We start from the raw sequence: 17,128 nt of genomic DNA on the forward strand, positions 1-17,128 counted from the left end.
CCCCGACCCCGACCCCGACGCCCACGCCGGGTGGGTGCACGGTGACCTACCGGTTGTCCGACTGGGGCAGCAGCTTCAACGCCGAGATCACCATCAAGAACACCACCACGGCCGCGATCAACGGATGGAAGCTGACCTTCTCCTTCCCCGGTAACCAGACCATCAACAACGCCTGGAACGCCAGGACCACCCAGAGCGGCAAGCAGGTCACCGCCACCAACGAGTCCTGGACCGCCACCATCCCGGCCGGCGGCACCGTCGGCTTCGGGCTCAGCGGCAACTCCACGGCCGGCACCAACGGCATCCCCACCCAGTTCTCCCTCAACAACACCACCTGCACCAGAGCCTGACGCAGCCCTGCCGCGGACCGGTACAGACCGGTCCGCGGCGACTCGTTCATGAGGCGTCTCCGTTTCCCGGCCGTACCGCGGAGACGGGCCCGCCATCATGGACGGCAAGGCTCTGCCCATCGAGCACGTCGGTGAGCCTCCCCTCGTAACGTGGGGACCTGGCCCAGGGGGAGGTCGGGGTACGGGAGAGACCGGAGGCAGTTCCGGGCGGGTGCGGTGCGCATCGTGCGGGAGTCCGGGAAGGGGTCCGGCCGGTAGATCAGGGCCGGACGATGCCTGCGAACGGCCCGTCCGGGTCCTGGATCACCGTGGCGTCGGCCGTGAGGTCACGCGCGCCGGTAGGTCAGGGCGACGGCGCCCGTGGAGAACTCCCGTGAGCTCAGGAGCTTCAGATCGATCGGATCGGTGAACAGGGGCAGCCCGCTGCCCAGCACGCGGGGATGGACGATGAGCCGGTACTCGTCGACGAGTCCCAGCCTCGACACCGACTGCGCGAACCTCGCACCGCCGGGCACGAAGATGTCCGTGCCGGGCCGCTGCTTCAGCTGCGAGATCTCTTCGGCGACGTCGCCTGTCGCCAGCCTTGAGTTGTTCCACTCGACCTTCTCCAGTGTCCTGGAGAAGACGACTTTGGTCGCGTTGTTGATCAGGGGAGCGAGCCGGTCGGTCGAGTACGGCCAGTGCCCCGACTGTTCTTCGTAGTTGACGCGGCCGAGAACGTGCGTGTCCATCCGGCTCAGCGCGTCGATGGTCCATTGCGTGAGGTCGTCGTCCATGTCCGGGAAGATCCATTGCAGATCTCCGTCCGACCGCCCGACAAATCCGTCAAGCGAGACATGCATTAATAGAACGACTTTCCTCATGAATGGAATCTCCTGTCCTTTTTATATTCCGGCTCCGGGCTGGTGCGGCTGTGCTGGGCTACCCGTTCACACCAATGATCAACCCGGTTTCCCGGGTTGATCATTGGTGTTGTGCCGAATGGTTCAGGTCACATCGTTCTACGGCCGCCCGGCTCCACTCGAGGTGAACTCCGGCGCCGGCTTTCCGGCCTCGGAGGTCGCGACGTTCGGCGCCGTCTTTCCCTTGCCCAGCCGGTCGGTGAGTTTGAGGATCGGACGTTCGAGGACGTAGTAGCTGATCGTCGCGATCACGATGGTGCCCACCACCGTGGGAATCAGCAGCTCCCAGAAACCGAACTTGCCCAGCAGGGCCTGCACGGGGACGGTCTCGCCGAAGATGCTCCCGCTCTGGAACACGAGATACATGACGGCGAAGTGCCACAGGTAGAGGCCGTAGGAGATGCGCCCGAGGAAGCGCAGCGGCCAGTTGCCCAGCGAGACCTCCATCAACCGCGAGGACGCGCCCGGCACGACAAGCGGCACCATGACCAGGAAGGAGAAGATGAGCATCAGCGCGGAGCGGATGACCGCGGCCTCCGGCGAGAGCCAGTCGGCCGTGCCCGGGATGGAGAAGGGCTGGGCGCAGTTGATGACATAGGGCACCAGTGCCGCGAGCCAGAACAGGTTCGGCCGCTTGGTCGCCCAGCCGAAGAACTTGGGCGCCTTGTCCGGGGACATCTCGGTGAGGACCGACCACACCGCGATCGCCATGCCGATGGCGAACAGGCCGGACACGCCGAACGGGTAGAAGAACTGCGGCGGCCAGGGGCCGAAGCTCGAGTTGATGTAGAGGGCCCATCCGAGCTGGACCACCACGAGGAGACCGAGCGGGATCAGCATCCGGCGCGCCTTCCGCGCCGGATCGGCGACACCGCGCGCGAGGCGGTGCATGACCCAGGCGATGATCGGCAGCGCGACGTAGAACTGGGTCTCCGCCGGTACGGTCCACGCCACGTCGAGACCGGCGTACCAGTGGAAGTCGTAGATGTGCATCAGCAGGAACGGACGCAGCACGTCCCAGACCCCGGTGATGCTGGAGAGGTTGAGCACGATCAGGCTGAACGCGCACAGCACCCAGAAGGCCGGCAGGAGCCGCGAGGCGCGTCTCACGAAGTAGATCCCCAGCTTGGGCTGCGGGGTGCCTGCGAGGGTGGCGCGGGCGAACGGCCGGTAGAGGAACAGGCCGGACATGATGAAGAAGGGGCCGATCGCGCCTACCTGCCCGGCCCAGAGAATGGACCATATCCCCTCGGTCGGCGGGCCCGCGGAGGACGGGAGAACGAACGTGGAGAAAGCGACGTGGGTGGTGACAACGATCATCGCGCACACGCCGCGTATCCCGTCGAGCGACGCGATACGTTTCTTATCTGGTGTCTTCACGCTGGGCCCACGCGCGGGTGTCGCCATAGCATGTCCTTTCTGAATCATTTGACGTGCCCAGTGTTGACCCGAGCGCTTTCTCCGGCATCTCCTGTATTGCGGAATTGATGGTGTGCCGGCAGGCGGCGCGCCGCGCCGTACAGGCGCACGCGGAAGGGCCACCGGTGCCGCCGGCGCAGGTTACGGATGTGCGGGCGCAGGTTACGGATGTGCGGGCGCGGCCTCGGGGCCGGTCGGGGCGCCCAGGTCGGAGAGCTCCGCGCCGAGCAGGTCCATGGCGCTCACGAGCTGCGAGTCGGACAGGTAGGGCGCGGGTCCGAACCGCAGATACTCCCCGCGGCTGTCGGTCCGCACGCCCCGCGCCGCCAGGCCGGCCTGCAGGCGGGCGGCGTGGGGTGACCGCAGCGCGAGGAACCCGCCGTACTCCTCGCGCGAACCCCGGCGGTCGCGGGTGATCAGATGGCCGGGTGCGTCGAGCGCGTCGAAGCGCTCGGCCAGCAGGCTCACCTGGCGCAGCGAGACCTGACGGAGGAAGCCGGGGGTCAGGCCGTGCTCGGCGAAGAAGTCGAAGACGCGGGCGGCACGGTAGTGACTCGTGGGGTCGTAGGTGGATCCCGCGAAACGCGCGGCGCCGGCCGGATAGCCGACGGACCCCGCGCGATGGTCGCCTGCCAGCTCGGCGAACTCCGCGAACCAGCCGGTGATCACCGGCCGCAGCGCGCGGGCGTGCTCGGGCATCCGCAGGAAGCAGTTGCCCTCACCGAGCTGGAGATACTTGTAGCCGCCCCCGACGACCCACGCCGCCTCGATCCCGGCTACCGAGAACGGCACGGCGCCCAGGGCGTGGTAGGCGTCGATCAGCAGCTCCACACCCCGCCGCCGGCAGGCCCGGGCGAGCGCGTCGAGTCCGGGAACGATCCGGGAGGTCTCGAACAGCACCGCCGACACCAGGACGGCGGCGGTCCGGTCGTCGACGGCGTCGGCCATGCGCGCGGCGAGCGTGTCGGCGGGCTCGGCGGCGACCCTGACGACCTCGACGCCCTCCTCGGCCAGCCGGGCGAGCTGCCGCCGCAGGGTGTGGAACTCCCCGTCGGAGGTGACCAGCCGGGGCCGGTCCCGCAGGTTCACGGCCGACAGGAAACGCAGCACGAGCTCATGTGTGCTGCCGCCGAGGGCGAGCTCGGCGGACGGGTCGCCGAGGAACAGGCGGAAGCCGTCCCGGACCCGCTCGGCCTTGTCGAAGGCCTTGCCCCACTTGTCGTCCACTTCGAGGGCGGCGTCGTGGAACGCGTCGAGCTGACCGGCCAGCGCGACGTCCGGCCACGCCTGGTGCGAGTGGCCGGACAGCAGCAGGCGCCGCGACACGTGGAACTTCGAGTAGTGCGGCGCGAGCCACGGCGACAGGTCGGTCACAGCCGGCCCCGCACGGTCCACAGGTCGGGAAACATCGGTGTGGACAGGGTCGCGCGCAGGTAGGCGGCTCCGGAGGAACCGCCGGTGCCGGACTTGTCGCCGATGATCCGCTCCACCATCTTCCCGTGCCGGTAGCGCCACTCCTGGATGCGCTGGTCGAGATCCACGAGCCCCTCGCACACCTCAGCCGCCACGTCGTCGTCGTGGTAGACCTGCAACAGTACGCCCTGCAACTCCACCGACGGCTCCATCGGCAGCGACACGTCCCGATACAGCAGGTCGTGCGGCACCGGGTAGCCATGGACCACGAGGTAGCCGAGGAAGGAGTCGAAGAGGGTGGGCCGGTTCATCGCCGACTCGATCCGGTAGCGCTCACCGCTCCCCTCCAGGTAGCGCTCGAACGCCCGGCGATCACGCCGCCCCAGCACCGCCTCGATCTCGCGGAACTGCGCGGACTGGAAGCCGCTCGCGGTGCCCAGGTTGCCCCGGAAGCTGGTGAACTGGGAAGGGGTCATGGTCTCCAGGACGTCGATCTGGGTGATCACGGATTTCAGAATGCCCAGTGACCGGCGCAAGGAGTGGAGGACGTGCGCGCTGTCGCCGAGGGCCAGCTGTCGCTGCAGGCCGGCGAACTCGTGCAGCAATTGCTTGAACCACAGTTCGTGCACCTGGTGGACGACAATGAACAGCATCTCTTCATGCTCGTCCGAGTGCGGCCGCTGGGCCGTCAGGATCTCATCCAGCGCCAGGTACGAGGAGTACGTCAAAACGGGGGAGTGGTCGACGATCACGGCTTCATCAACCTCCACAAAAGGCAGGCATCGCGGCCGGTGTGAACGCGATGTACGGCACATGGAAACAAGCGCGGTCCCCGTACGGCAGAACCGCCGGGGATTTCCCCCGGGGCCCCGGCCGCGCAGTTGGCGGCTTCGCGTGGAAGCCGCGGCGATGGCGTTCAGGGCCGTTAAGAAACACGCCGTCATTCCATAGCGTCAGGCTACGGCGCGTGACACCCCACAAAAAAGAGATTACGGAAATAAGGGTAGGATCAGCAATCTGAGAGAAAAAGGGCAATTGTCATCAAAGTGGATGCAATTCCCGGGACCGTGCGCTGAATCCGGCCCCGGTTCCCCATAGGGCCCGCGGGAGACGCCTCGCGGGCGGTCGGGCGCTGTGACCGCAGCCGGGGGACATCGGAGCCGGCCGCCGCGCCGTCAGGCGGCCTCGGCCAACTTGCGCGGGTGGATGTCCTGGTGGGACCGGTGGGGGACGTCACGGGACATCTCCTCCAGGGCCCGGCGGTCCAGCTTGCCGGACGCGGTGTGGGGAAGCCTGTCGACGAACTGGACGTCCCGCGGATACTTCTGCGGGGCCAGCCTCGACCGCACGAAGGCCTGCAACTCCGCCGCCGTCACCTCGCCGTCGGACACGACGTAGGCGCGTGGCCGGGTCAGCCCCGCCACCTGGTGGCCGACCAGAGCGCACTCCACCACGGACGGATGCGCCATCAGGCAGTTCTCGATCTCAGCGGGCGCCACCCATATGCCGCCGACCTTCAGCAGGTCGTCCGCCCGGCCCCGGTAGTAGAAGAAGCCCTCGGCGTCCCGGGTGACCAGGTCGCCGGAGCGCACCGTGTGCTCGGCGGTGAACGTCTCGGCCGACTTCTCGGGCTCCTGCCAGTACTCCAGCGCCACCGCCTCGCCGCTGACCTCCAGGACCCCGACCTCGCCGTCCGGCACGGTCGCGCCGTCCCGGTCGACCACCCGCGCGCTGTACCCGGGAACCACCTGGCCGAGGCTGCCGGTCCGGGACCGGCCGGGCCGGTTGGACAGGTAGATGTGGTACGCCTCGGATGAGCCGATCCCGTCGATGACCTCCACGCCGAAGGTGTCCATCCACTTGCGGTGCAACTCCGCGGGCAGGGCCTCACCGGCCGACGTGCACAGCCGCAGCGAGCTCAGGTCCTGGTCGGCCGCCTCCGGGTGGGCGACCATGGCGCTCATCATGGTCGGCACGTTCACCAGGATCGTCGGCCGGTGCTCCGCGATCAGCTCGAAGATCTTGTCCGCCGTGCTGCGTTCCGGGAACGCGATGCCGGCCGCGCCCACGCCGAACGGGAACAGGGCGGTCAGGTCGCGGGAGTAACCGAAGAACAGCTTGGGAACCGGCAGCACGACGTCGTCCGGCCGGATGTCCAGCACCCCGCGGGCGTACCCCTCGAAGCTCAGCAGCGGGCTCCGCGCGGGCAGCACGCAGGCCTTGGGCGCACCGGTGCTGCCCGTGGTGAACTTCCAGATCGCGACGTCGTCGCGTGTCGTCGGGGCGGGGTCGAGCTCGGCCGGCTGCGCGGCGACCAGCGTCTCGAAGTGGTGCTCGCCGTCGCGCAGGTCGTGCGGGGGCACCCCGACCACCAGCAGGTTCCGCGCCCCCGCCTCGCGTAGCCGGTCCAGGGTGACCGCGTCCGCCACGACGATCGCCGGCGACGCGTAGTCCACGTAGTAGCGGTAGTCCTTCGGCTGCAGATACGTGTAGACCTCGGCGGTGACGGCGCCGATCTTCTGCGTGCCGTACCAGGTCGCGACGGACTCGACCCCGTCGCTCAGCGCGATCAGCACCCGGTCGCCCTGCCGCACTCCCAGCGCGTGCAGCGCGTTGCCCACCCGGTTGGCCAGCGCCGTCAGTTCGGCGTAGGTCGTGTGGCCGGCGCCGGTGATCAGCGCGGTCCTGTCGCCGATGTTCCGGTCGAGGAAGTATTCGGCGATGTTGAATTCGGGATGGCTGATCTGGCTTTCGAAGGGGGAAATGATCGGCAAGGTGGCTAGAATCGTCATTTTCTTAAACCTTTTTCTCGAATGTCGATTTGTCCTCGCACAATCAACGGTGCGCGCCGGGGAGCCGCCGGACCAGGCAGAACGGAGGCAGCAAGTTGGCCGCCGATGACAACTTCCTGCCACCCGGACGCCCGACACTCCGCCGCACGACAGGTGGAGGAAGGGGGCCGGGATCTCACGGCCGTTCACGGAGGAGGTCCGGCAATGTGGAAGACGGCGGATTCCCTCCGGCTCCATACGCTTGGGGTCAGCCCGTGCCGGTGCGAGAGGGAGGTGGCCCGATGTGCATGGCCTCACTGGGCGGCCCCTCCGGAGCCCCGGCGGCGCCGATCGTCTGTCCCCGCGCGTACGGCGTGCCCGCCGGGCGGGCGCTGAGCCCCCGGGAGGCGGGCGAGCGGGTCGGGGAGATCTGGAGGAGCGCGCTCGGCCTCTCCGGTGACGAGACGGACGCGACGTTCGGGGAGCTGGGCGGCCGGGCGATCGCCGCGGTCCGGATCGTCGCCCGCATCGAGGACGACCTCGGCATCCGGGTCAAGGCCAGTGACCTGTACGGTCACCCCCGCCTGGACTCCTTCACGCGCCACGTCGTGGCGGCGGGGCAGGCCGTTCGCCCGTGGCCGTACGGGGGCAGTACGATCTCCGCATGGCTCTCCCCGACGTGCTGACCCGTCCGGCCATGCCTCCTGACCGCGTCATCGGCTACGGGGACGATCCCGAGCAGATCATCGATGTGCGGTCCGCCACGAGCGAGCCGGACGCGCCCGTCGTCATCCTGCTCCACGGGGGGTTCTGGCGGGCGAAGTACGACCGGGTCCACACCCGCCCCATGGCGGACGACCTGGCGGGCCGCGGGTATGTCGTGTGCACTCCCGAATACCGCAGGCTCGGCCAGCCGGGCGGCGGCTACCCGGGCACGTTCGACGACGTGGCCGCCGCCGTCGACGCGATCATGGGTGACCTCCCGGCCGCGGGAGGCGTCGTCCTCCTCGGCCACTCGGCCGGCGGGCATCTCGCCCTCTGGTCGGCGCTGCGTCACCGGTTGCCCGTCACCTCACCCTGGCACGCCAGCCTGAGGATCCAGGGCGTGGTGCCGCTGGCCGGCATCTCCGACCTGGGCTGGGGCATCGAGGCCGGCATCGGCGCCGGCGCCTGCTCCGACCTGCTGGACGGCCGCCTCGCCCTGCTGCCCGAGACGGACCCGATCCGCCTGCTGCCCTACGATCGCGGTCGCCTCGTCCTCGTGCACGGCACCGAGGACGTCCAGGTCCCCATCGAGATCAGCCGCCGCTTCGCCGAGCGGGAGAAGTCCGCCACGCTGGTGGAGCTGGAAGGACTGGATCACTTCGAGCTGATCGATCCGCTCTCGCCGGGATGGCCGTCGGTGGTCGAGGCCATCAGGTCGATCGTGGGCCCGGGCGGCCGGGTCGAGTAGCCGGTGGCGACCGCCCGGATCCGCGCCGCACGAGGGGGACGGGACGCCGCGAGGCGATGAGGGTCTCCACGGGACGGATCGGAACCGGCCGGGGCCGCCCCGGCCCGTGGTCATGCGCCCGGCACGGCCGTCGGCGCGTTCCGGCCGGCGCGGCCGCCGAGGCACGTCTCCGCGCTGTTCCGGCGGCGGTTCCCGCGCGCTTTCCGGGGTTCTCCCGATCCGGGTAAGGGCGACACGGACGAATGAATAGGGGTTGCCGCCGGTAACGCGTCGGCCAATTCTGATGGCGTCGGCTCAACGCGATCGATATGTCGTCGGTCTGTTGTCGAGTGTCTTTTCCAGGATTTCACACCGCTGACGGTGGGGTCCATTCGTTGTGACGGGGTGTGAGCGGATGGCCGTGGCCCGTGAGGACGAGTTCTCGCGTTATGTCAAGGAAGCCAGGCCGGCGCTGCGGCGGGCCGCATTTCTGCTCTCGTCCGACTGGTACGAGGCCGACGATCTGGTGCAGCGGACGCTGATCGCCCTTCACGGGCGGTGGGACAGTCTTGAGCGCCGTGACAGGATCGCCGGTTACGCGCGCACGGTCATGATCCGGATGATCATCAGTGACCGCCGGTCCCGCCGGTGGTCGCGAGAGGCGCTGCCGGGAGTGCTTCCCGAGCCGGCCCCGGCGCCGGATCCGTACGCGCTCCTGGGGGACCGGCTGGTCCTGATGCGTGCCCTGGCCGTTCTCGGGCCGCGGCAGCGGGCCGCTGTGGTCCTGCGGTACTGGGAGGACCGCAGCGTGGAGGAGACCGCGCAGGTGATGGGGAGCGTGGCCTCGACGGTGCGCAGCCAGACGGCGCGCGCCCTGGACATCCTCCGCTCGGTGCTCCGGGCCGAGGCGTACGGCCCGGTGAGCGGGCCGGCTCCGGCGCCGCGGGGGGACGGGCCGAGAGGATAGGCGGGGTGGCGCTCCCGCGCGGCGGCGGGTCGCTCCGCTGAATCGCCGGAAAAATTATCCGGTGTTTTTCCGGAAAAGCTGGTACGACTTATCGGAGAGCCTGCCGGCGTGTTATGAGAATATCTGCCCCACCATTCTGCCGCCGATGCCGGAGAATATTCTCCGCAACCGCCGGACCGGCATTTCCGCACCGTTCACGATATCTCTTCTTCCAAATTGCTGCATAGGCATTTTCGCGTTGACGGTCCCCGCCGCAGGCGTGTTGTATTGGTCTTGTGTCAGCACCATGTGTGATCCACGACACGAATTGAGGTGCTGGATGCCGGGGAAGCCCGGCTCGCGGCCCTCGCTAATGGCAGGACCCTCCCGGCGGCGGCAGCGGCCGTGGGCCGGAGGGTTTCACCATGGGCCCTCAGGGGGCCGGGATGCGTGGCGAGGAGGGACTGATGGCGCCCACACCTGGAAGCTCTCGGTCAGCGGTTTCAGGGGCGTCGTGGTCGCCGGTGCCTCTGGAGGGAGTCGCCGAGTGCCTTGGGGGGGAGGTCCATCTCGCGTACGCGCAGCGGCCGGTGTCCGGGGTCGTCACCGTCGCGGCGGGTTTCTCCCCGGACGCCGCGCTGACCAGGGCGGAGTTGCGGGCCACCGCCATGGACGCCCTGTACCGGATTCCCGACGGTCTCGCGCGCCCCTGTACCGGCGACGACGGCAGAGAGCTGTGCCTGGCCGACTTCATGCCGGAACCCCCCGCCGACCGTCATTCGAGCGTCGCCGGCGTCGGCCTGCTGAGCCGGGAGCGCTACCTTCTCCCGGCCGAGGTCGTATGGATGGGCGAGCGGGACTGCCGGGTGGAGCCCACCGTGGTCGGCGTGGTGGACGACCGCTCCGACGGCGCCTCCGGCGCGATCGCCGACCTTCTCGCCCATGACGTGGTCACACGCTGGTGGGCGAGCCCGCGGATGCCGCTCCTGAGGGTCTCCGAGCACCTGGAGAGGTTGATTCCCGCGAGTGTCGCGTCCGCGGTGTCCGCTCTCGGGCTGTGGGTGTCGGCGTTCGTGCTTCCCGGCCCCGATTTCCAGATCGCCGTCGTCGGCGTCAGCGGAGAGGGGACCACGATAGCCACCGCTGCCGCCCGGTCGGTGAAGGCGGCGGTCGGCGAGGCGTTCCTGCGCGCGGTGGCGGCACGTGCGCAGCCCTGGAACACGCTTCCGGTGGCCGACTCCCTGCGCCGCCTGACGGTGTGGCATCGTGAGGCCGACTACCTGGCCTACCTTGAGCGATCGGCCGTCGACGCGGATCCGTCGGTGGCCGACGAGCCCGTCACCCGGGACGGAGCGCTCGGCTGGGCCGACGTCGCCTCCCGCCGGTTCGGGCACGAACCGGTCCTCGTCAGCTTCGGGGCATTCGACGACCCGGTGAAGGTGGTGTGCCCCGGCGCGGCCTGTTACCGGACCGTGCCGCCCGGCACGACGCTTCCGTGCCCCGTTCCCTGAGGAGTGCCCCGTTGTTCCCTGAGGAGTGTCCCGTTCCCTGAGGACGCGCCGCCCCTCCGGCAAGCGCCGACCCCCTGGGGAGCGGCCGGCCCGCCCGGGTTCCGCTCCGTGGAGCGCCGAATGCCGCGCGCGGACCGGAAAGTGGCGATGACCGGACATGTCCACTGTCCGCCAGGCGCAGTCGTAGCGCCGCCGGTCTCTCCTTGACGAAGCTTCCTTCTGCCGGCGTCACCCCCCTGCCGGCAGAAGGAGAGCCCCTCAATGCCCAACAGACGTAGAGCGGCACTACTCAGCGTCTCCCTCGCCGCCGCGCTGGTCGCGGCCGGCACCGGAAGCGCGTACGGCGATTCGCCGGCCCCCGTCGCCGGGGTCACCGGCATACCGGCGCCGTCGGCCACCACCGCGCGGGTCACCCTCATCACCGGTGACCAGGTCGCCGTGACCAGCCAGGCGGGCAAGACCGTCTCAGTCGGCGTGACCCCGTACAACCGCTCGGTCAGCGACATCCGCACCTTCACGGTCGGCGCCGACGTGTACGTGATGCCGAAGGAGGCCGAGGCGCTCGTCGGCTCCGGCCAGGTGGACAAGCGGCTGTTCAACGTCACCCAGCTGATCGCCCAGGGCTACGACGACGCGCACAGCGAGTCGATCCCGATGATCGTGCGCTACCAGGAGAACGCCGCCAAGAAGGCCGGTGAGCCGAGCGCGCCCGACGGCGGCCGGGTCACGCGGAGCCTGCCCGGCGTCCGCGGAGCGGCCGTCACCGCGGACAAGAAGCAGGGCGACAAGTTCTGGGAGGCCGTCGACGACGACACCTCCAGGGCGGGTACCCCCAAGACCAGGCTCTCGGGCGGCATCCAGCGACTCTGGCTGGACGGCAGGGTGAAGGCGCTGCTCGACAGGAGTGTGCCGCAGATCGGCGCACCCGAGGCCTGGGCCGCCGGGTACGACGGCACCGGCGTCAAGGTCGCGGTGCTGGACACCGGCGTGGACCCGAACCACCCCGACCTCGCCGACAGGATCGCCGACAGCCGTAGCTTCGTCCCGGACGAGGGGGTGCGGGACGGCCACGGCCACGGTACGCATGTCGCCTCCACGATCGCCGGCTCCGGCGCGGCGTCCGGCGGCAAGTACAAGGGCGTGGCGCCCGGCGCCAAGCTCATCGTGGGCAAGGTGCTCGCCGACGAGGGCGGCGGCATGGAGTCGTGGATCCTCGACGGGATGACCTGGGCCGCCCACTCGGGCGCGAAGGTCGTCTCGATGAGCCTCGGCGGCCAGGAAGGCGCCGACGGCACCGATCCGATGGCGATGGCGGTCAACCAGCTGACCGCCGAGACCGGCGTGCTGTTCACCATCGCCGCGGGGAACAGCGGGCCGGGGGCGACCACGGTGGGCTCACCCGGCGCCGCCGACGCGGCCCTGACCGTCGGCGCGGTCGACGCCGCCGACGCGGTCACCGACTTCTCCAGCCGCGGTCCCCGTGGGGGCGACGGCGCGCTCAAGCCGGAGATCACCGCCCCCGGCTTCAAGATCGTGGCCGCCCGTGCGACCGGCACCTCGATGGGCACGCCGGTGGACGACACCTACACCACCGCGAGCGGTACCTCCATGGCCACCCCGCATGTGGCCGGCGCCGCCGCGATCCTCGCCCAGGAGCACCCGGACTGGACCGCCGCGCGGCTGAAGAGCCAGCTCATCAGCACGGCGAAGACCACGGCCGGTACACCGGTGCACTCCCAGGGCGCCGGCCGCGTCGACGTCAGCCGCGCCGTCCGGCAGCTGGTCTCCGGGCCGGGTGTGATCGACTTCGGCCTCGCGGACTGGGACTCCGGCAGCCGCCCGGTCACCAAGCGGATCGACTACGTCAACGACGGCGACCAGCCTGTCACCCTCACGCTGTCGGCCAAGGGCGCGGGCGAGGACCTGCCGGCCGGGGCGCTGACTCTGGACGCCGAAACGGTGACCGTGCCGGCTCACGGCACAGCCGCGGCGAGCGTCACCGTCGACACGGCCGCCACGGCGGCGGGCGCGCACGGCGCGCACGTCACCGCCGCCTCCGCCGACGGCCGGACGGTCGTGACGACGGCGGTCGGTTTCGTCAGGGACGTGGAGCGCTTCGACGTCACCCTCAAGGTGCTCGATCGGGACGGCAAGCCGACGACCGGCGTCGCCGTCGTCCACGACTTCGCTCTGGGGAAGCTGGCCCTGCCGGACCTGTACGTGCCCGGGGAGGACGGCACCGTCGTGGCGCGGCTGCCCCGCGGCGAGCACGCCTTCATGGCGGAGATCTTCCACTACAGCGCCGACGGGAACCGCGTCTGGGAGTACACCTACGGCGGAGAGCCGGGCACCCTCATCGATTCCGACCGGACCATCACGTTCGACGGCGGCAAGGCCGGCCCGGTCACCGTCGACACCCCGAAGCCGAACCAGACGGACAGGATCCGGCTGGGCCTCGCCATCCGGAACTCGACCGCCACGAACGCGTTCGGCGTCGAGCAGTGGATGAACGGCGAGACGAAGGTGTACTCCATCCCGTCGCAGGTCACCAGTGACCGCTTCGAGTCGCGCGTCGGATGGTCGCTCAGCGCGCCGGAACTCCGGGCGCGGGTCGTCGGCCGCGGTGGAGGACCGATCGAGCCGGTGTACTTCCGGGGCAGGGCCGGTTCGGCGCGCATCGACGGCACGCGGGTACTGCCGGTGGTGGACGCCGGCACCGGCCGGCCGCAGGACTACGCCGGGCAGGCGGCCCAGGGCAAGCTCGCGCTGGTGAAGCGCAGCCCCGACCTCACTCCGTACCAGCAGGTCGACAACGCCGCGGCGGCCGGCGCCGGCGCGGTCGTCATCTACAACGACAACCCCGGCGACTGGGGCGCCGACAACTGGGGCACGACGGCGACCAAGATCCCGGCGATGACCCTCTCGGGCACGCAGGGTGCCCGGCTGGCGGAGTCGGCGATCCGCGGCAAGGCCAAGGTCGAGCTCACGGGCACGGCGGTGAGCCCGTACTCCTACGAACTGCTCAAGTATCGGCAAGGCGGCATCCCCGCCGACCAGCGGTACCGGGTACGGGCGAACGAGCTCGCCACGGTCGAGTCGTCGTTCCACGCCTCGGCGCCCGGCACGGAGGCCGGGTACGCCCGGCCGATGGTCTCACCGATGCAGACCGTGGCGTACCTGGTCCTGAACCGGATCGTCTCGCCGCGACCCCTCACCGAATACGTCACGGCCGACGTGAAGACCTGGGAGGCGATGCAGGTCGGCACCGTATGGGAGGCCGGCCAGGCCGGGCAGCAGACCGCGCCGACGGTGCTCAAGGCCGGTCAGCGGGTGTCCCGCGACTGGAACAAGGCGGTGGTCCGTACGGCGCTGCCAAGCGGGCTGGACAAGTCGGCCTACCGGGACGGCGCCGTCGCCGTGGTGTACGCGGGCGGGTTGTCCGACACGGCGCCCAACCAGTGGATCATGAACCGTGCCTTCACCGACAAGGAGCGGACCACGGTGTACCGGGACGGTGAGCTGCTCGGATCCGCGCCGTCAACGGTCGTCGCCTTCCCGGTGGCGCCGGACCGCGCCGAGTACCGCCTGGTGGTCGACGCGCAGCGGGACCAGCCGTGGTGGACCACCTCCACCAAGGTGAACACCGACTGGACGTTCCGCTCCGAGGCGGCCGACGCCGGGACACCGCTGCCGGTCCTGTCGGTCGACTACGACCTCGATGTCGACCGGGCCAACAGCGCCTCGACGGGGTCCGCGACCCGCGTCGGGCTCGGCCTGCGGTACCCGAAGGGCAAGGCCGGCCCTCGGATCACCGAGGCGAAGCTGTGGACTTCCTACGACGACGGCACCACCTGGCACCAGGTGCGGCTCGCCGCCAAGGGTGACGCGGCCTTCACCGGCACGATCAGGAACCCCGCGTCCGCGAAGGCCGGCGGGTCCGTCTCGCTGCGGGCACAGGCCACCGCCGCCGACGGCAGCACCGTCCTGCAGACCGTGACCCGCGCGTACCGGTTGCGGCGGTAACCCGACGGGCCGGGGCGCCTCCGTCCGCGCGGCGGACGAGGCGCCCCGGCGCCGTTCGGGTCACCTCACGAGGGGATCATGCCGGACCTGGCCGCGTACCAGGCCAGCTGCATGCGGCTGTCGGTTCCGGCCAGTTTCATCAGCCGTCGGATCCTGCGCTGCACGGTGCGCTCGCTGGTGCCGAGCCGGCTGGCCACCGTCTTGTCCGGCATGCCGGACAGCAGGTACGTCAGCAGTGCCACGTCGACGTCGTCCCATGCGGGAACCCCCTCGGTCACACTCGTGGCGGTGAGCCGCAACGGCGTCGCCGCCTGCCAGACCCGCTCGAAGAGCGCCACCAGCAGGTGGACCAGGGACTGACCCCGTACCAGGAGGAAACCCGGCTGGACGCTTGCCTGGTCGAGCAGCATCGGCAGCAGCACCGCCTCCCGGTCCACGATGATCATTTTGCTGGGCAGCTCGGCGGCGATCCTGATCTCGTACCCGCTCTTGAGGAATCTGCCGATCTCGGCGGGCGCTCGCGGATCGTCGAGAGCGGCGCGTTCGTACACGTAACGGTAGGTGGGCAGCGCGTTGGTGGAGTCGTCGAGGTTGACGTCGAGCACATACGGGGGCCGGAAGAAGGCCAGCACCTCTCGTCTGGCGCCGCGCTCCATGTTGTCGAGCCAGGTGGTGAGCTGTTCCGGCGTGGTGAGCGCCTCTATCTCACCCGCGGGCGAGGCGGCTCCCATCCGGTAGACCTCCGCCAGCTCCGCCAGCCTGCCCTGTACCTGTTGCAGCGCGGCCTGCCGTTGCGCGATCAGCGTGCCGAGTCCGACGTCGGGCGGTACGACCATGTGCAACCCGCTGTCGTCGCGGGTGGCCAGGCCGAGCGCGACGAGCCGGGCCACGGCGGCTGTCACGGTCGCCACCGGCATGTCCAGCACCTCGGCCATGTCGGAGACCGTCATCCGGTGACATCGCAGGAGCTCGACGTAGAGGGTCTCCTCCTGCTCGCTGATCCCCAGCCTGTTCAGCATCTTTAATCACTTTCTGACCGCATTGCATCATTTGTCCCGTGGTTACTATGCCCCGTGCCCGGCTGCGGGGATCATCCGAGTGATCAAGGAAAACGAGTTTTCCGCCCAGGTCGACGCCGTTGCGGACCGGGCGGTGATCGCGCCGGCGGCCATCGCGCTCGAGGGCGGCGGGCGGGGCGGTACGTGCCCGGACGTCACCGGTGCGTTCGCGGCGACGGGGCAGGCGCTCTGCCGAGCCACGTCATCGCCGGTCCGTCAGGGGGGGAGCCGGCGGCAGGGGAGCACGAGGGGCTGGAAGGCTCCTCGTCCCGGGGTGTGGCAGAGCCTTCGTCCCGGGGTGGGGCGGAGCCTCGAAGGTGCGCGGTCCGGGTGCGGACCGCACGGAGCGCGGAGCCCCGGCGAGGCCCGTGTGCGTGGTCCGCTGGCGGCGTTCAGCGCCTCACGGAACAGGACCTAGGACGCGCCGGCCCCGCTGGGTTCCGCCGGAGGTCGTTCGTACACCAGACGCCAGAGGAGCTTGTTGAACAGTTCGCGCTCGTCCGGGGCGAGCGGAGCGAGGAAGGCGTCCATGGCGTTCATCATGGTCGGGGTGAGCTTGTGGCGCAGGAGGGCCTGCCCCTCACTGGTGAGGCCGATCGCATACTTACGCCGGTCGTCGGGGTTGCGCGCCCGCTGGACGAGGCCGAGCCGCTCCAGCCCGTCGACGACGCTGACCATGGTGGTCCTGTCGATGCCGTGGGTGCGGGCGAGCTGCTGCTGGGACTGGGGGCCCATGGAGTCGATGGCGGTGAGCACGATGAAATCCTTCGACCGCAGCCCGAAGGGCTCCACCGCCGATTCGAAGATCTCGACGAAAAGATCGTTGGCCTTGCTCACCAATAGGCTGGTGGAGCCGGACATAAAGTCCGCAAGGGGGAGATCCGTATTCGGAGAATCAGCGCTCACATACGTCCCTTCAGCGGTCATGTGTTGCATAATGCGCCAAAGTGCCCATATCAAGCATGCTCATATATGGCAAGAGCGTCACACCCTATAGGCCAAGAGTGTCACACGCTGCCATGCGCAGCGCAACAGCCGAATCTAAATCATCAGTGATACTGATTGACAGGAATACTGAGGATCTGTGAAGCTGATTAATGTGGGAGGGTGGTGGGGACTCCGCTCGGGGTTCCGCGACCGCCCGGGTGAGGAGACTCCATGTCTGAAGGCCGAGGCGGCCCTGACGCCGGCACCACATGGGATGAGGTCCATGAGATCGTGCTCGGCGTGGACCTGTTCGAGGTGGTCGACGAGCAGGAAGGCTGACTGCTGATCCGCTGGGAAAGGGGTGGGGCTATGGGTG

14 protein-coding genes are annotated in these 17,128 nt (G+C 69.6%); 6 read left to right on the top strand and 8 right to left on the bottom strand.

Annotated features, from left to right (window positions below):
* Nucleotides 1–350 (top strand): cellulose binding domain-containing protein (locus CA984_RS32470; protein ID WP_207621126.1); only part of this gene is annotated, 350 nt, incomplete at its 5' end.
* Nucleotides 351–676: 326 nt separating this feature from the next.
* Here the strand turns inward: CA984_RS32470 and CA984_RS32475 are convergent.
* The 5 genes from CA984_RS32475 to CA984_RS32495 all read right to left on the bottom strand — a co-directional run bounded on the left by CA984_RS32475 (nt 677) and on the right by CA984_RS32495 (nt 6,876).
* Nucleotides 677–1,213 carry a dihydrofolate reductase family protein gene (locus CA984_RS32475; RefSeq protein ID WP_086577287.1) on the bottom strand — a complete coding sequence of 179 codons (537 nt, stop codon included), beginning with the start codon at nt 1,211–1,213 and terminating at the stop codon, nt 677–679.
* 138 nt (nt 1,214–1,351) lie between these two features.
* Nucleotides 1,352–2,680: an acyltransferase family protein gene (locus CA984_RS32480; protein WP_086577288.1), complete on the bottom strand. Its 1,329-nt coding sequence runs from the start codon at nt 2,678–2,680 to the stop codon at nt 1,352–1,354.
* 153 nt (nt 2,681–2,833) lie between these two features.
* A complete protein-coding gene (locus tag CA984_RS32485) occupies nt 2,834–4,045 on the bottom strand; it encodes an aminotransferase class V-fold PLP-dependent enzyme (protein ID WP_086577289.1) in 1,212 nt (403 codons plus the stop codon).
* A complete protein-coding gene (locus tag CA984_RS32490; protein ID WP_341351740.1) occupies nt 4,042–5,028 on the bottom strand; it encodes a tryptophan 2,3-dioxygenase in 987 nt (328 codons plus the stop codon). Before CA984_RS32490 ends, CA984_RS32485 begins: the two co-directional genes overlap by 4 nt.
* 231 nt (nt 5,029–5,259) lie before the next feature.
* On the bottom strand, nt 5,260–6,876 hold the full coding sequence (locus CA984_RS32495; protein ID WP_086577291.1) for a benzoate-CoA ligase family protein: 1,617 nt from the start codon (nt 6,874–6,876) through the stop codon (nt 5,260–5,262).
* A 281-nt stretch (nt 6,877–7,157) separates the two neighbouring features.
* Here CA984_RS32495 and CA984_RS32500 point away from each other — a divergent pair, with 281 nt between their 5' ends.
* The 3 genes from CA984_RS32500 (at nt 7,158) to CA984_RS32510 (ending at nt 9,254) form a co-directional block, all read left to right on the top strand.
* Nucleotides 7,158–7,541 (top strand): acyl carrier protein, encoded by a 384-nt coding sequence (locus CA984_RS32500; protein WP_086577292.1) that lies wholly within the window; start codon nt 7,158–7,160, stop codon nt 7,539–7,541.
* Nucleotides 7,520–8,308, top strand: coding sequence for an alpha/beta hydrolase (locus CA984_RS32505; protein ID WP_086577293.1), 789 nt, complete (start codon nt 7,520–7,522; stop codon nt 8,306–8,308). Before CA984_RS32500 ends, CA984_RS32505 begins: the two co-directional genes overlap by 22 nt.
* Before the next feature lie 394 nt (nt 8,309–8,702).
* A complete protein-coding gene (locus tag CA984_RS32510; protein WP_086577299.1) occupies nt 8,703–9,254 on the top strand; it encodes a SigE family RNA polymerase sigma factor in 552 nt (183 codons plus the stop codon).
* A gap of 111 nt (nt 9,255–9,365) precedes the next feature.
* Here the strand turns inward: CA984_RS32510 and CA984_RS46560 are convergent, their stop codons facing one another.
* A complete protein-coding gene (locus tag CA984_RS46560) occupies nt 9,366–9,542 on the bottom strand; it encodes a hypothetical protein (protein WP_165781499.1) in 177 nt (58 codons plus the stop codon).
* A gap of 215 nt (nt 9,543–9,757) precedes the next feature.
* On the opposite strand from CA984_RS46560, the gene CA984_RS32515 reads away from it, so the two are divergent.
* Together CA984_RS32515 and CA984_RS32520 are read left to right on the top strand one after the other, a co-directional pair.
* Nucleotides 9,758–10,744 carry a hypothetical protein gene (locus CA984_RS32515; protein ID WP_133061837.1) on the top strand — a complete coding sequence of 329 codons (987 nt, stop codon included), beginning with the start codon at nt 9,758–9,760 and terminating at the stop codon, nt 10,742–10,744.
* Nucleotides 10,745–11,005: 261 nt separating this feature from the next.
* The gene (locus CA984_RS32520; RefSeq protein ID WP_086577295.1) at nt 11,006–14,767 is read left to right on the top strand and encodes a S8 family serine peptidase; all 3,762 of its coding nucleotides are present in this window, start codon (nt 11,006–11,008) and stop codon (nt 14,765–14,767) included.
* 65 nt (nt 14,768–14,832) lie between these two features.
* Here CA984_RS32520 and CA984_RS32525 read toward each other — a convergent pair whose 3' ends face one another.
* Entirely contained in the window at nt 14,833–15,786 is a 954-nt protein-coding gene (locus CA984_RS32525; protein WP_086577296.1) for a helix-turn-helix domain-containing protein, read from the bottom strand.
* 453 nt (nt 15,787–16,239) lie between these two features.
* Nucleotides 16,240–16,662 (bottom strand): MarR family winged helix-turn-helix transcriptional regulator, encoded by a 423-nt coding sequence (locus CA984_RS32530; protein WP_165781500.1) that lies wholly within the window; start codon nt 16,660–16,662, stop codon nt 16,240–16,242.
* Nucleotides 16,663–17,128 lie beyond the last annotated feature (466 nt).

The organism is Streptosporangium minutum (assembly GCF_002149035.1).
GTDB classification, from domain to species: domain Bacteria; phylum Actinomycetota; class Actinomycetes; order Streptosporangiales; family Streptosporangiaceae; genus Streptosporangium; species Streptosporangium minutum.